General features: G+C 75.4%; 14 protein-coding genes. 7 read left to right on the top strand and 7 right to left on the bottom strand.

Features of this window, described 5'->3' with window-relative positions:
• Window positions 1-161: 161 nt before the first annotated feature.
• Window positions 162-920, top strand: coding sequence for an SDR family oxidoreductase (locus ACI789_RS17530; protein ID WP_457010647.1), 759 nt, complete (start codon window positions 162-164; stop codon window positions 918-920).
• A gap of 37 nt (window positions 921-957) precedes the next feature.
• Here the strand turns inward: ACI789_RS17530 and ACI789_RS17535 are convergent, their stop codons facing one another.
• From ACI789_RS17535 to ACI789_RS17550, 4 genes are all read right to left on the bottom strand, one after another.
• Window positions 958-1,764, bottom strand: a complete 807-nt coding sequence (locus tag ACI789_RS17535; RefSeq protein ID WP_457010648.1) for an alpha/beta fold hydrolase — start codon at window positions 1,762-1,764, stop codon at window positions 958-960.
• Between the two features lie 138 nt (window positions 1,765-1,902).
• Window positions 1,903-2,316 carry a hypothetical protein gene (locus ACI789_RS17540; protein ID WP_457010649.1) on the bottom strand — a complete coding sequence of 138 codons (414 nt, stop codon included), beginning with the start codon at window positions 2,314-2,316 and terminating at the stop codon, window positions 1,903-1,905.
• Between the two features lie 88 nt (window positions 2,317-2,404).
• On the bottom strand, window positions 2,405-3,454 hold the full coding sequence (locus ACI789_RS17545) for a PD-(D/E)XK nuclease family protein (protein ID WP_457010650.1): 1,050 nt from the start codon (window positions 3,452-3,454) through the stop codon (window positions 2,405-2,407).
• Between the two features lie 137 nt (window positions 3,455-3,591).
• Window positions 3,592-5,046 (bottom strand): hypothetical protein, encoded by a 1,455-nt coding sequence (locus tag ACI789_RS17550; RefSeq protein WP_457010651.1) that lies wholly within the window; start codon window positions 5,044-5,046, stop codon window positions 3,592-3,594.
• Between the two features lie 258 nt (window positions 5,047-5,304).
• On the opposite strand from ACI789_RS17550, the gene ACI789_RS17555 reads away from it, so the two are divergent.
• The 4 genes from ACI789_RS17555 (at window position 5,305) to ACI789_RS17570 (ending at window position 8,374) form a co-directional block, all read left to right on the top strand.
• Window positions 5,305-6,645: an HNH endonuclease signature motif containing protein gene (locus ACI789_RS17555; protein WP_457010652.1), complete on the top strand. Its 1,341-nt coding sequence runs from the start codon at window positions 5,305-5,307 to the stop codon at window positions 6,643-6,645.
• Window positions 6,646-6,838: 193 nt separating this feature from the next.
• Window positions 6,839-7,360: a MarR family winged helix-turn-helix transcriptional regulator gene (locus ACI789_RS17560; protein WP_457010653.1), complete on the top strand. Its 522-nt coding sequence runs from the start codon at window positions 6,839-6,841 to the stop codon at window positions 7,358-7,360.
• A gap of 124 nt (window positions 7,361-7,484) precedes the next feature.
• Complete coding sequence (locus ACI789_RS17565; RefSeq protein ID WP_457010654.1) at window positions 7,485-7,943, top strand: DUF5313 family protein; 459 nt, start codon at window positions 7,485-7,487, stop codon at window positions 7,941-7,943.
• 290 nt (window positions 7,944-8,233) lie between these two features.
• Window positions 8,234-8,374 (top strand): hypothetical protein, encoded by a 141-nt coding sequence (locus ACI789_RS17570; protein WP_457010655.1) that lies wholly within the window; start codon window positions 8,234-8,236, stop codon window positions 8,372-8,374.
• An 18-nt stretch (window positions 8,375-8,392) separates the two neighbouring features.
• Here ACI789_RS17570 and arr read toward each other — a convergent pair whose 3' ends face one another.
• Entirely contained in the window at window positions 8,393-8,854 is a 462-nt protein-coding gene (arr, locus tag ACI789_RS17575; protein ID WP_457010656.1) for an NAD(+)--rifampin ADP-ribosyltransferase, read from the bottom strand.
• 112 nt (window positions 8,855-8,966) lie between these two features.
• Complete coding sequence (gene recD2, locus ACI789_RS17580) at window positions 8,967-11,222, bottom strand: SF1B family DNA helicase RecD2 (RefSeq protein WP_457010657.1); 2,256 nt, start codon at window positions 11,220-11,222, stop codon at window positions 8,967-8,969.
• Between the two features lie 204 nt (window positions 11,223-11,426).
• Here recD2 and ACI789_RS17585 point away from each other — a divergent pair, with 204 nt between their 5' ends.
• Window positions 11,427-11,915: a single-stranded DNA-binding protein gene (locus ACI789_RS17585; RefSeq protein WP_457010659.1), complete on the top strand. Its 489-nt coding sequence runs from the start codon at window positions 11,427-11,429 to the stop codon at window positions 11,913-11,915.
• A 202-nt stretch (window positions 11,916-12,117) separates the two neighbouring features.
• A complete protein-coding gene (locus tag ACI789_RS17590) occupies window positions 12,118-12,321 on the top strand; it encodes a hypothetical protein (RefSeq protein WP_457010660.1) in 204 nt (67 codons plus the stop codon).
• Window positions 12,322-12,657: 336 nt separating this feature from the next.
• Here the strand turns inward: ACI789_RS17590 and ACI789_RS17595 are convergent, their stop codons facing one another.
• Window positions 12,658-13,848 (bottom strand): hypothetical protein, encoded by a 1,191-nt coding sequence (locus ACI789_RS17595; RefSeq protein ID WP_457010661.1) that lies wholly within the window; start codon window positions 13,846-13,848, stop codon window positions 12,658-12,660.
• Window positions 13,849-14,320: the final 472 nt, after the last annotated feature.

Below are 14,320 nucleotides of genomic sequence, written 5' to 3' on the forward strand. Positions count from 1 at the left end.
TCGGCCGCGCGTGACGTTCGGCTCTGACCGGGCCCCGGACGGCGTTCCTACGCTGGCCGGGCGGGCGCCGCGGTGCGCGGCCGTCGACGTCCTCGGGCGCCGGGGCGACACCGTGGAGCGGCCGGAACGGAGGTCCCCGTCCCCGTCCACGGAGGAAGACCATGCGGATCGTCGTCATCGGCGGCACCGGGCTCATCGGGTCGAAGGTCGTCACGCTGCTCACCGCCCAGGGGCACGAGGCGATCGCGGCCTCCCCCGCCACGGGCGTCGACACCCTCTCCGGCCGGGGGCTGGCCGAGGTCCTCGACGGCGGGCCGGTCGTGGTCGACGTGTCCAACTCCCCGTCCCTCGACGAGGCGGCGGCCCTGTCGTTCTTCACCACCTCGACCCGCACCATCCTCGCCGCCGAGGCCGCCGCGGGGGTCACCCACCACGTGGCGCTGTCCGTGGTAGGGGTCCGCCGCCTGTCGGGGAGCGGCTACCTGCGCGCGAAGATCGCCCAGGAGGACCTCATCGAGAGCGGGCCGGTCCCCTGGTCGATCGTGCACGCGACGCAGTTCTTCGAGTTCCTCTCCGGCATCGCGCAGGGGGCCACCCTCGACGGCACGGTCCGGCTGGCCCCCGTGCTGGTCGCGCCCATCGCCGCCGAGGACGTCGCGGCGACCGTCGCTCGGACCGCTGTCGGCGCCCCGATGACGGCCACCGTCGAGGTGGCCGGGCCGGAGGAGTTCCGCCTCGACGAACTCGTCGCCCGCCTGCTGCGCGCGCACGGCGACCCCCGCGAGGTGGTGGCCGATCCCGGCGCCCGCTACTTCGGCGCCCCCGTGGACGAGCGGACCCTCCTGCCGGAGACCGGCGCGCTCCACGGCAGCACCCGGTTCGAGGACTGGCTGCGCCAGTCGGCGGGCGTGCGGACCTGACGCCGGTGCGGTTCCCGGCGCACTGACGCGGCCGCCGTCACGGCTTCCGGGTCGCCGCCTGCTCCGCCGTCGCCTGCGGGCGCCGAGGCGTGGGGAGGCCCGCCGCGGCCTCTGCCACGGCCTCGAGCGCCGTGCCGATCACCTCGGTCACGACGTCCGGCCGGGAGATGAGGATCGCGTGCGAGCCCTCGAGCTCGACGATCCGCGCGCCGGCCCGCTGGGCCATGGAGCGGACGACGTCCGTCCCCACGGTCAGGTCGCCGGTGGTGACCACCGCCCAGGACGGCAGCCGCTTCCAGGCCGGGGGCCCCGAGAGGTCGGTGAAGGCGGCCTCGGCGATGGGCCGCTGGGTGGCGGCCAGCACGGCCGTCTGCTCCACGGGCAGGTCCGCCGCGAAGGCCTCGTGGAACCTCGCCGGGTCGACGCCGAACTCCGTCGCCGCCTGCCCGTCCGGGCCGGTCGGGTACCGGCGGGGCACGAGCGCACTGTCGAGCACGCTGTCCTTGGAGCCGCTGGCCACCGCGCCCAGGGCCTCGCCCTCGTCGGGGGCGAACGCGGCCACGTAGACCAGGCCGAGGACGTTCGGGGCGCCGGTCGCGGCGTTGGTGATCACCGCTCCGCCGTAGGAGTGGCCGACCAGCAGGACGGGGCCGTCGATCTGGCCGAGGACGGACGCGATGTACGCGGAGTCGGCGGCCAGCCCGCGCAGCGGGTTGGGCGGTGCCACCACCGGGTGGCCGCGCTGCTGCAGCGCCGCGATGACGCCGCTCCAGCCGGCGGCGTCGGCGAAGGCGCCGTGCACCAGAACGACGGTGACGTCGGTGGGAGAGGTGGGACGAGACATCTGCACTCCTCGGGAGGTGCCGCTCCGAGGCACTCAAGACCGTGCGCCCGGCCCGCGCCTCATCCCCGACGGATGACCGCCGCCGAGCCCGGTGCACCGACCAGGTCCCCGCGGCCGGGAACGGTCAGGCTTCGGGGCTCACGCCGGCACGCGGACCGGCGGGTCCTCCCCCGCCTCGGGCTCGGCGACGATCCACGCGGTGCGTCCGTGGATCGGCGGGGTCTTGGTGCCGTCGGTGAACCACACGACCACTCCCCCGTGCGCCCGGCAGTGCGCGCGCACCACGCGGACCCGGCCGCCCTGCCGGCTCCTGGCCGGCCGGACCAGCGGGAGGCCGAAGTCGCTGCCGACGACGTCGGTGGTGAGGACGGGCTCCCCCGCGGGCAGGGAGGACGTGGAGACGGTGACCGCGGGCACCGGCGGCACAGGCCGGGCCGGGGGCTCCACGCCGCGGTGGACGGCGGCGCCGCGGCTCTTCCCGCACACGCAGCGCCAGGCGACCTCGCCGGCGGCTCGGCTGAACGGGTGGGCGGACGTGGAGACGGGGGTCATTCGGGGCCTCCTCGGGATCGGGGCCGGGTGGTCGACCAGCGGATCGAACGTGTGTTCGATCCTAGGCCGTCCGGGGCGTCCCCGGCACTCAGTCCGGCTGGGTGCCCTTGCGGGTCACGCGGATCGTCTGCGGGCTGCGGGTCCGGCGCGTGGGGACCACCTCGCCGAGCTCGACCAGCCGCTCGACCGCGGCGTCCTTGTCCACCTGCGTGCGCAGGCCGCCGCCGGACCACTCGCAGTGCAGGTCGTCGGCCGGACCGGACCGGCCGCGCAGCCGTTCCCGCGCGTACTCCTTGTGGCGCCGGGCCTCGCTCTCCGCGGCCCGCCAGGCGTCGTAGTCGTGCACCGCGCCGACGTAGTCCGCGTCGGTCACCGTGAGGCGGGACTGGCGGGACACCTCGCCCTCGGTCTCCGGGTCCACCGGCGGGCCCCAGCACAGGTCGAGGAACGGGCACCAGTCGCACATGGCGTCCACCCCGGGCCCGAACCCGTCCCGCGGAACGGCCTCGGCCCCGTCGTCCTCGACGGTGGCGTAGACGTCGGTCAGCCACATGATCGCCTCGGCGGTCAGCGACGGGTCGGCGTCGGCCTCGAAGACGACGTCCTCCCCCGAGTCGCGGGACAGGTAGCGCAGACGCAGTCCGTCGACGTCCTGCCCGGTGCCGGCCTCCAGTCGGCGGTCCGCGGTCTGCCCGGTGCGCAGCAGCCAGGCGTAGACCGCGACCTGGAACCAGTGCCGGACCGGGACCCCGCGGGTGAGGACCCGCTCGAAGCCGAACCGGGACGTCGTCTTGAGGTCCTCGACGACCGGGGCGTGCCACCAGTCGCAGCGCCCCTTGACCTGCTCGCCCTGGAGGCGGACCTCGGTCAGGCCGCCGTACTGGCGGCGCAGCGCGCGCAGCACGCCGCGGTGCAGTTCGGTGCCGATGAAGGCCTGCAGTCCGGTGCGCGGGTTGGTCGGACGGCGGCGGGCGATGCGGTAGGCCGCCCGCCGCCGGCACTCGCCGAGCTCGGAGGCGCCGATCATCCGCTGCCGGGAGCGGGCCCGCCGGCTGTCGAGGTCGCGGACCGCGGCGGCCAGGCTGGGGGCCGCCCGTCGGTCGGCGGCGCTGGGACGGGCGGGCAGGACGGCGGTCATCGCGGCGTCCTCGGGTCGGGGGTGGTGGGGGGGGGGGGGGGGGGGGGGGGGGGGGGGCGCGGGGGGGGGGGGGGGGGGGGCGGGGGGGGGGGGGGGGGGGGCCCCCCCCCCCCCCCCCCCCCCCCCGGCGGTGTCGGTCACGCGATCTCCTGCTGGCCGGCCAGGCCGGCCCGCTGCGTGGCGATGACCTCGCGCACGAGGGCGGTGAGCCGCTTGGTCGCCACCTGCTCGACCGGCCGGCCGAAGCGGGCGCCGATCTCCTCCCCGGTCACGCCCAGGGTCTCCAGGCTCGCCAGCACGCCCCGGCGGGCGGCGTTGAGCCGGCGCTCCCGCGGGTCGTCCGGGGTCGGCGAGGCCTCCAGCAGCGGGTTGGCCGTGGTGGCCTCCTGGCCGGCGTCCGGGCGGGCGGCCGCGGCGGCAGCGCGGGCGGCCTCGACCACCGCGGCCGGCGTCGTGGGCGCGGGCGGAGCGGCCGGGGCCCGGCGGCGCCCCGCCGGGTGGGCCTTCATCGACGCCTCGATGAACTCCTCGTGCCGGGCCTGGACCAGCTCGCCGACGGTGTACGAGCCGCCGGGGGTCGGCACCTCGACCTGGAGCAGCCCGGCGCGGTTGGCCGCACCCCAGACCTCGCGCAGCTCGTCGTCGTCCGCGGCGTCGCCGATCCGCGCGACCAGGTCGGCGACGTCGGGCTCGTCCCGTCCGCCGGCCCGGGGAGCCGGGCGGCCGGCCGCGGCCTCCTCGGTCCGCTCGTGGTCGAGCAGCCCGCCGCCGTGGAAGGCGACGAGGTCGCGGACGTGCGCGGTGCCCGGGTCGCACCGGAGCGCGTCGAAGACCAGCCACTCCAGCAGCCGGCCGGTCGCCGCCGGGTCGGTGACCTCCTTGGCCGGGTCGGTGTTGGGCTTGATCCCGACGTGCACGCTGCGGGCGCCGACCAGCAGCGGCCGCCGTCCCCGGCGCAGCCGCATCCACACCGTCGCCGCGTACGGGAACTCCCGGTGGGTCTGCACCGACCAGGTCTTCTGCCCCTCGACCGGCCGGCCGTTGGCGTCGACCTCGGTGACCTCCTTGCCCCGCGCGGTCACGACGACGATGCCGGGGAAGGTCAGCAGCTCGGTCTGCAGCTTGCGCCAGCGGGAGCCGGCGTCGTTCCAGAGGTTCTGGCTGATGGTGATCTCGGCGTTGGGATCGCGCTTGAGCAGCTCGCGGTTGCGCGTCGACTTCGAGGCCCGGTCGCTGGCCCAGTCCTTCAGGCCGTCCCAGATCGCCGAGCCGGTGTCGATGCCGAGCACCACCGGCGGCTCACCGGCGTCGGCGGCTCGGCGGGCCTCGGCCTTGACCGCCTGGACGGCGGACAGCACCGCGGCGTAGGAGCCGTCGTGCTCGACGAGCTGGTACTTCGCGCCGGGGACCGCGCCGTACTCGTCACCGGCGCCCTCGTTGAGGTCGATCCAGTACAGGGCGCCGATCCTGTCACTGCTGCTGAACTGGGCCAGGGCCCAGCTCTTGCCCGCCTTCTCCTCGCCCTCGAGGAGGATGCACGGCCACGGGACGCGACCGGTGGGCTGACGGGTCTTGAGGCCGGAGACGGCCATGGTGGACTCCTTGTCGACATGGGGAAGATGTCGACCCGAACGCTAGAAACGGGTGCCGACACATCTCGGCGGCTCCGCGCAAGCACATCGCGGCGTCGGTGACGAAATGCCAGGTCACGGGTCCGCCCGGCGTGTCGGCCGTTCGCTGTCGGCGTAATCCGGCACAGGCCGTCGGCGCGGCGGTCACGCGTGCCGGTCTCGCGCGAATCTGCTGGTCAGACGCCGGAAAGTGTCAGACCCCGCCCGTACGTTCGGCCCATGACGCGGATCGGTGGACGGCAGTCGGTGGAGGGGCTCCTCCTCGACTGGTCGCTCGCCGTGCCGCTGCCCGACCGCGCGCTGCCGGTGGCCCTCCTCAGCCGGGAGCAGAAGGCCGCCGAGTTGCAGCGGGTACAGGCCCGCCGCGCCCGGGATGCCGCCTACGAGGCCGAGCTGGTGATGGGCCTGGCCGACGACACTCCCGACACGTTGGATCCGCTGCCGGGGACGCCGGGTGCGCGCAGCCGGTCGTGGGCGCCGGACACCGAGTTGCCGGGGGTGTCGGAGTTCCTCGCGCCGGAGCTGGCGGTGGTGCTCAACTGCGGCCGGGGCACCGCCGCGCACCTGGCGCACCGGGCGTGGGTGTACCGGGAGAACCTGCCGGGCACGCGGGCGGCGCTCGCGGCCGGGGAGCTGGACGAGGCGCGGGCGAAGGTGCTCGCCGACGTGCTCGCGCACACCAGCGCCGACATCGCCCGGGTGATCGAGGCCCGGCTGCTGCCCGAGGCGGCCGGCCTGTCGACAGGGCGGCTGCGCAACCGGGCGCTGGCGCTGTTGCTGGAACTGGACGCCGACGCCGTCGACGCCCGCCGCAGGGACGCCCAGCGGTCCGCCGACGTGCGGAGTTCTCCCTCGCACCTGGAGGGCATGGCCACGCTGGCCGCCGGCCTGCCCGCCGACGAGGCCGCCCTGGCCGCGCTGGAGGGCAGTGCGGCCATCCCCGGCGCGGTCGACGGGCTGCCGATCACCGCCGCGCACGTGCGCGAGCTGCTCGCCCGGATCGGCGCCCTGGGATTGCGCGCGCCCGAGGGCGGGTCGCTGACCTTCGCGCTCACCGACGACCACGGGCGGCTGCTGGCCACCGCCGGCCCCGACCAGCTCCGGCGCCTGGCCCGCCGCGGCTGCCCGGAGCATCCCGCCGGCGACTGCGGCTGCCCGGTGCTCGGCCGCCCGCCGGCCACCGGCGCCTACACCCCCACCGCCGCCCAGTCGGTGTTCATCGAGGTCCGCGACTGCACCTGCCGCTTCCCCAACTGCGGCCGGCGGGTGGGCTGGGCCGACCTCGACCACGTCGTTCCGCACGCCTGCGGCGGACCAACCGACTGCGCCAACCTGTGCTGCCTGTGCCGCTCCCACCACCGGCTCAAGACCTTCGCCCGCGGCTGGCACTGCGCCCTGGACGACGACGGCACCCTGCAGGTCACCACCCCGACCGGCGACACCCGCACCACCCGACCACCCGGCCTGCGACCACCGACACCCGAGCCACCGGTGCCACCCCCGGCACCACCACCGTCGACCGAGAGCCCCCCGCCGGACGACGATCCACCACCCTTCTGACCTGGCCTGCGGATCTCGCGGGTGACCACTCCCTGGAGGCGGCGGAGGCCTCGTGCAGCCGGGCGCTGTGTCGCCCGACGGCGGAACGCGGGCCGCCGATGCTGTGGGTCGCGGCGCACCCGAGCAACGTCGGCGACGTGCAGCAACGGTTGGACGCCCAACGCTTGGTGCACCACGGCTCTAGGCTGGGCCGGTGACGACCGGCCAGACACCCCAGCCACTGCCCGCCTCCGAGGACGTGCTCGCCCTGGACCGGCAGGTCTGCTTCGCCCTGGCGGTGGCCGCCCGCAACGTGATCGCCGTCTACCGGCCCGTGCTCGAGCCGCTCGGCCTGACCCACCCGCAGTACCTCGTGATGCTGGCGCTGTGGCAGCACGGGTCACTGTCGGTCAAGGCGCTCTCCGGCCTGCTGCAGCTGGATCCCGGCACGCTGTCCCCGCTGCTCAAGCGGCTGGAGGCGGCCGGGCTGCTGCGCCGGGAGCGGGATCCGAAGGACCAGCGGAATCTGGCGCTGGCGCTGACCGACGAGGGCGTGGCGCTGCGGGAGCAGGCGGAGCGGATCCCCGCCGGCATCGTCGAGCGCCTGGGCCTGCCGGTGGAGAAGCTGATGGAGCTGCACGGCGTGCTCACCGAGGTGATCGCGGCCGCGCAGCAGGCGCTGAGCAGTCCCGCCACCGAGGACACGGCGGACTCCCCTGCCGTCACGGTCGCCTGACTGCTCCCCCACCACCCCGCCGGCTGTTGGATGCCTAACAGTTAGTGCCCCAACCCTTTGCGGGCTTACCATTCCGGTGCACCATCGAGGTGTGCCCGTCAGCGAGCAGGAGCGCCCAGCCGCCATGACCTCCCCCACCGCGGAGCCCGGCCGGCCGGCCGAGCCCGTCGTCCGACCGGCTCCGCACCGCTGGCTCTGGTACGCCCTCGGCGGGGGCCTGCCCGAGCGCCACCGCGGCTGGGTGCTGCACGACACCACCACCGGCACCTGGGGGCTGCGGCACGTCGCCCGCATGCTGGTGCAGATGTCGATCCCGATCGCGCTGATCGTGGTCTTCCTGCCGGCTCCGCTGGGGCTGCGCGCGGCGGTCGCCGGCGGCGGCATCTTCCTCGGGCTCATCTACTCGCTGGCCTACATGCCCGAGACCACCGAGAACCGGGTCGTGAAGGCCGGCTACCCGGCGGGAACCGCCACCGCCGTCCGCGAGCGGGCCGCCCGCGAGCGGGACCTGCGGGACAGCGAGCGCCGCCGGGCCGCCAACGCCAGGCGCGCCGCCCGCTACCGCGACCGCCAGGGCCACTGACCGGCCGGGCCGGCTGTCCGGACCTCCTCCCAGGAGCTCGGCGGGCGGGACACCGCCGTCCGGCTGGCCGACCGCTCCTCCGCAGGCGTCGGCGGACCCCGCGACCGCCCTCAGGGACGGCGCGACTCGCTCCCGGCGACCAGCGGTGGATTGCCGGGGTGATCGCGCCGACGGATCATGGCCGGCATGGCCCGCCACACCGTCCGGGTTCCGCTCCCTCGGCCGTCCGTGGCAACGGCGTGACCCGGCCGCAGGCAGCGGTCGACTGGCCCCTGCTCCTCCTGGGCGTCGTGGGCACCGTAGGCGCAGTCACCGCGCTGACCCAGGACGCGTGGCTGTGGGGAGCCGTCATCGTCCTCGGGTCGATCGTCGCCGAGTTGCTGGTGGTCCTGGCCCGACGCCGGCGAGCGCGACGCGCACAGACCCGGTGACCACGGGCGCCGCACGTCCTAGTCCTCGATGACGTCGAGCCCCTGCTCCCGCAGCAGCGCCAGGTGGTCCAGCATCCCCTTCACGACCTCCGGGTCGTGGCCCGCCCAGTCGTCCACCTCGCCGACGACACGCAGCGGATGGCGGGTCCGGTAGGACTGCGTGGGGTTGCCGGGGAACCTCTTGTTCGTCACGTTCGGGTCGTCCTCGAAGGGCCCCAGGGGCTCCACGACGTAGATGCGTCCCCGCTCACTACTCCCGGCCAACGCGGTCGCCAGCTCCGCCCCCCAAGCGGCGGTGTCCACGAGCGCGGTGAAGTAGATGTGGTTCGACACCCGGCCCGCCTGGAAGTTCGAGCCGAAGCCGGGGACCAGCTCGTCGCCGACCTCGAGCGCGGACCTCGTCCCGTGGAAGAAGGGGCCCCCGATGCGCGCGCAGTTGTCGTAGGTCACGGGGACGTGGGTGCCGCTGTCCTCGCCCATCGCCGTCCTCTCCTCGGACACCGCGGCCGGCCGCGCCAGGCGACGGCCCCCACCGCACCGCCACCGTAAGAGGCGCCCAGGGCGGACCACTCCGGGGACGCCGGAGCCGGCGCTAGTCGCCGCCCGGCCCGACGGCCAGCGGGACCCGCGCGGGGTCGGTGCGGGGCCGTCCGCCGCGGAGGCGGTGCGCCAGGGCGGTGTGCCGGCGGCCGGAGCCGGTGGCCCGCACCGCCTGGCCCAGCGCCCGCGGGGAGCCGACGAGGACGACGAGCCGCTTGGCCCGGGTGACGGCGGTGTAGAGCAGGTTGCGCTGCAGCATCATCCACGCGCTGGTGGTCAGCGGGACGACGACGCAGGGGTACTCACTCCCCTGCGAGCGGTGGACGGTGACGGCGTAGGCGTGCACCAGCTCGTCGAGCTCGCCGAAGTCGTAGTCGATGGCCTCGTCCTCGTCGGTGACGACGGTGAGGGTCTGCGCGACCGCGTCGATGGCGGTGACGACGCCCTGGGTGCCGTTGAAGACCCCGTGCGCGCCCTTGTCGTAGTCGTTGCGGATCTGGGTGACCTTGTCCCCCACCCGGAACACCCGGCCGCCGAACCGCTTCTCGGCCCGGTCCGGCCGCGCGGGGGTGAGCGCCTCCTGCAGCAGCTCGTTGAGCGCCGCGGCGCCGGCCGGCCCGCGGTGCACCGGGGTCAGCACCTGGACGTCGCGGCGCGGGTCGAGGCCGAACCGGGCCGGGATCCGGCGGGTGACGACGTCCACGGTGAGCCGCGCGGCCTCCTCGGCGTCGTCGGTGCTGAACAGGAAGAAGTCGTCGAGACCGCGGACCTGCGGAGGGGCGCCGGTGTTGATCCGGTGCGCGTTGGTCACCACCCCCGACCGGCTGGCCTGCCGGAACACCTGCGTCAGGCGCACGTGCGGGATCGGCGTGCCCTCGGCGAGCAGGTCGCGCAGCACCTCGCCGGCGCCGACCGAGGGCAGCTGGTCGACGTCGCCCACCAGCAGCAGGTGCGCGCCCGGTGGAACGGCCCGCACCAGCTTGTTGGCCAGCAGCAGGTCAAGCATCGAGGACTCGTCGACGACCACCAGGTCGGCCTGCAGCGGCCGCTCCCGGTCGAAGGCGGCGTCCCCGCCGGGGCGCAGCTCCAGCAGCCGGTGCACCGTGACCGCCTCGACGCCGGTCAGCTCGGTGAGCCGCTTCGCCGCCCGGCCGGTCGGCGCGGCCAGCACGACCCGCGCGCCCTTGGCCGCCGCGAGGGTGACGATCGAGCGCACGGTGAAGCTCTTGCCGCAGCCGGGGCCACCGGTGAGGACGGCGACCTTCTCGGTCAGAGCCAGGCGCACCGCCTCCTGCTGGCCTCCAGCGAGCTCCACGCCGGTGCGCCGGTGCAGCCAGGCCAGCGCGGCGTCCCAGTCCACGGTCGCGAAGGCCGGCAGCCGGTCGGTGTCGGCGCCCGCCAGCCTCCGCAGCCCCGCGGCCAGGGAGACCTCCGCCCGGTGGAAGGGGACGAGGTAGTACGCGACCGTGTCGGGCTCCCCGTCCGCACCGGGGAGCTCCTCGCGCATCACGCCGTCCTCGGCGACCAGCAGGGCCAGGCAGTGCCCCACCAGGTCGGCCGGGACCTGCAGGATCTCCACCGCCCGCGCGACGAGTTCGGTCTCCGGGAGGAAGCAGTGCCCCTGCCCGGTCGCCTCCGAGAGGACGAACTGCAGCCCCGCCTCGACCCGCTGGGTGCTGTCGTGCGGGATGCCCACCGCGGCGGCGACCGTGTCCGCCGTTCGGAACCCGATGCCCCACACCTCGGCGGCCAGGCGGTAGGGCTCGGCACGGACGACGCCGATCGAGGCGTCGCCGTACTGCCGGTAGATGCGCACGGCCAGCGAGGTCGAGACGCCGATGCCCTGCAGGAAGACCATCACCTCCTTGATGGCCCGCTGCTCCTCCCAGGCCGCGGTGATCAGCCGGGTCCGCTTGGGACCCAGGTTCGGCACCTCGGCCAGCCGCTCCGGCTGCTCCTCGATGACCTGGAGCGCGTCGGTGCCGAAGTGGTCGACGATCCGCTCGGCCAGCTTGGGGCCGATCCCCTTGACCAGCCCCGAGCCCAGGTAGCGACGGATGCCCTGCACCGTGGCGGGCAGCACGGTGGTGTAGTCCTCGACCTGGAACTGCCGGCCGTACTGGGGGTGCGCCCCCCACCGGCCCCGCAGCCGCAGCGTCTCCCCCGGCTGGGCGCCGAGCAGCGAGCCGACCACGGTGACCAGGTCACCACCGCGCCCGGTGTCCACCCGGGCCACGGTGTAGCCGGTCTGGGCGTTGGCGTACGTGATCCGCTCCAGCGTCGCCTCCAGGACCGCCCCGGTCCGCACCTCCCCCACCTGCACCTGCCGTCCCCTCGCCCCGTCCCCTCGCCGCCGCGCCGTCCGGCGGGCGATGGTGCCACCGCCCGGGGACAGTTCCGGGGTCCTGCCCGGGACCAGGGCGCTCGGTCGGGCCGCGGGAAGTGTCAGCAGGTGCTCGTAGCCTCGCGGCGCTCGCCCGAGCGAGGCACCGACGACACGGAGGACCGGATCATGGCCGGAGACACAGTCATCACCATCATCGGCAACCTGACCAGCGACCCCGAGCTGCGCTTCACGCCCTCGGGAGCGGCGGTCGCCGACTTCACCATCGCGTCCACGCCGCGCACGCTGGACCGCCAGACCCAGGAGTGGAAGGACGGCGAGGCGCTCTTCCTGCGCTGCAGCTGCTGGCGGCAGATGGCCGAGAACGTCGCGGGGTCCCTCACCCGCGGCTCGCGGGTCATGGCCCAGGGGCGCCTCAAGCAGCGGTCCTTCGAGACCAAGGAGGGCGAGAAGCGCACCGTCGTCGAGCTGGAGGTCGACGAGATCGGCCCGTCGCTGCGGTACGCGACGGCGTCGGTCGCCAAGGTCTCCCGGTCCGGGGGTGGAGCCGGCGGCGGCTCCGGCGCGGGGGACGGTCGCGTCGAGGGCGGGCGGGGCGGCTCGCCGGATCCGTGGGCGACGCCCGTCGGCGGCGGCAGCGAGGAGCCGCCCTTCTGAGCCCCGGTGCCGGCGGCACCGCGTCCCGGGAGGACGGCGGTGCCGCCTGCGCGGGCCGGAGGCCGTCCCGAGCGCTCGTGGGGGGATGTCCCCCGCCGCAGGACGGGGGCCCGCGCCGGTGGTCCGGGGGCTGGCTCGACCGCGCCCGACCTCGCGCGGGCCGATCCTGGTGCCCGAGAGAACGACGACCAGGAGGCTCCCGATGAACACCTACGACCCGTCGGACCGCATCCTGTACGTCCACCTGTCCGGACCGGCCGACGCCCGCTCGGCTCCCGTCGACAGCACGACCTCGTGCACCTCGCTGCCCTCCGGGTACGCCAACCAGTCGCCGCACACCCGGCTGCAGCGCCGCACCGCGCCCCTCCGCCCGACCCCGGCGCGACGCCCTCCGCTCACCGCGTGACGGCTCCCCACCGCTCGGCCCGCACGACCGTGGGCTGAGGAGGTCCCGCACACCGCACAGATCCCCGTCGGGAGCCGGCGCGCTCCGGGCGATCCTCCGAACACCCGGCATCCTCGTCCGAGACAGCACGAGAATGCCGGGTGCGCCGTTCTGCGCCGAGTGGGACGCCATTTCCTCGCGCCACCGCCGCGCGCGGGGAGAATGGCGGGCGAAAGCACTCACCGCCATCACCCAGAATCGCGCCAGACGGCGGAGATGCCATTCCCCGCACCGGCCGTCGCCATTCCCGGCGAGAACGTCCTGATTCCGCTGCGACGGCGGAGGGAGTCGCGGGGATCAGGCGACGGGCACCAGCCGGCGCACCGGGGCCTCACCGGCCGGCGGCTCGAGGAGGGCCCGCGCCCGGTCCCGCAGCGTGGCGATCGACCCGAGGTCGGCATCGACGCCGGCGATCTCGTCCGCCGCGCGACGGGCTCCCTTCGCGGCCGTGCCCGCCGCGTCGAGCCGCTCGGACAGGGAGCGGAGGTGGGTGCTGACCACGGCGGAGGTGGCGGTCTTCAGCCGGCTCTGCAGCACCCGCTGGGTGTCGCGCACCTGCTTGGCCAGCACGAGCTGGTGGTCGTCGAGGAGGGCCCGGACCATGGCGCGGGCTTCGCTGCGCCGCCGCTCGAGCTGACGCCGGCGGTCCCCGAGGAGCGCGGCGCCACCGGTCGCCAGCGCGCCGAGCACGGCGGCCGCGGCGATCACCCAGCCCGGCAGCTGCACGCCCATCAGCCGGGAGAGGACGAAGGTCATCATGATGCCGCCGTAGCTGGGCATCACGACCCTGAGCAGGCGGAAGGCGAGGGACTGCCCGCCCAGGACCGGCGGCGTGTGCGGACGGAGGTCGGCGACCAGCTGCGCACCCGGCAGCACCGGCGGCGTCGGGACCTCCGGGGCAGCCAGTCCCAGCTGTCCGGAGAGCCGCGTGGCGACGGCGCGGGCGTCGTCGTACAGCCGGCCGAGGATCCGGTCGGCCTCGTACACCAGGCGCCCCCGCAGCCAGCTCTCCAGCTCCGCGCCGTGCCGGCCGGGATCGCTCGACACGATCGTGGTGTCGGCCTCGGCCTGCAGCGCGCGGGTGGACATCCGCACCTCGAACTCCAGGTCGGAGCCGAGGGCGGCGAAGCCCTCCCCCAGCACGGCCGACCACGCCTGGGCGCGCGACTCGAACGCCTCCCGGCGGGTGCGGGCGTCGGCGAGCTCGGCCTGCAGCCGGCGGGCGCGGCCGGGGTCGGTCAGGTGCGCACGTCGGGCGCGGAGGTCGACCTCGAGCGAGTCGCACGAGCGCAGGACGGCAGCCGCGGCGTCAACGACGGCACCACCGGTCGGGACCGGCGACTCCAGCGCCCAGCGGGCTCCGGCGAGTCGCTCGACCAGGTCCTGCCGGTCGTGGACGGCGGCACCCTCGCTGCACCGGTCGAGCAGTTCCCGGACCTCGGCCGTCGCCCGGCGGGCGTCGATGGGTTCGGATCGATGGGCGGTCATCTCACGCGTCGTCCTCGTCGTGTCGGGAGAGCCGGCGTGCCGCACGTCCCGGGCAGGAGGCCGAGGGGTCTCCCGGCGGGGCGGGGCATGCCTGCCCGAGGGGCTCGCACGGGCGGGCGGCCGGGTCGGGCGCGACGACCACGGGACGGACCGCGGCCTCGTGCACGCTGCTCCTGCAGGGCTCGGCGGTCGGTCGTGGGGTGAAGGCGGTGGCGTGATCCGGGTGGACAGGGCCACGCCACCGGGGCTCGGGGGGTCGTCGCAGCTCTCGATCGGCAGCCGCCGCTCCGGCGACACGGCACCGGCGGTGCCGGGCGGGACGGACCGGCTCGCTCCGCACTCGCGGGGTGGGGGGGGGGGGGGGGGGGGGGGGGGGGGGGGGGGGGGGGGGGGGGGGGGGGGGGGGGGGGGGGCTGGGGTGTATTTTTTGTTGTTTTTGTTTTATTTATTATTTAATAATTTATATTATTTA

The sequence above is a fragment of the Geodermatophilus sp. SYSU D00965 genome (assembly GCF_054050075.1).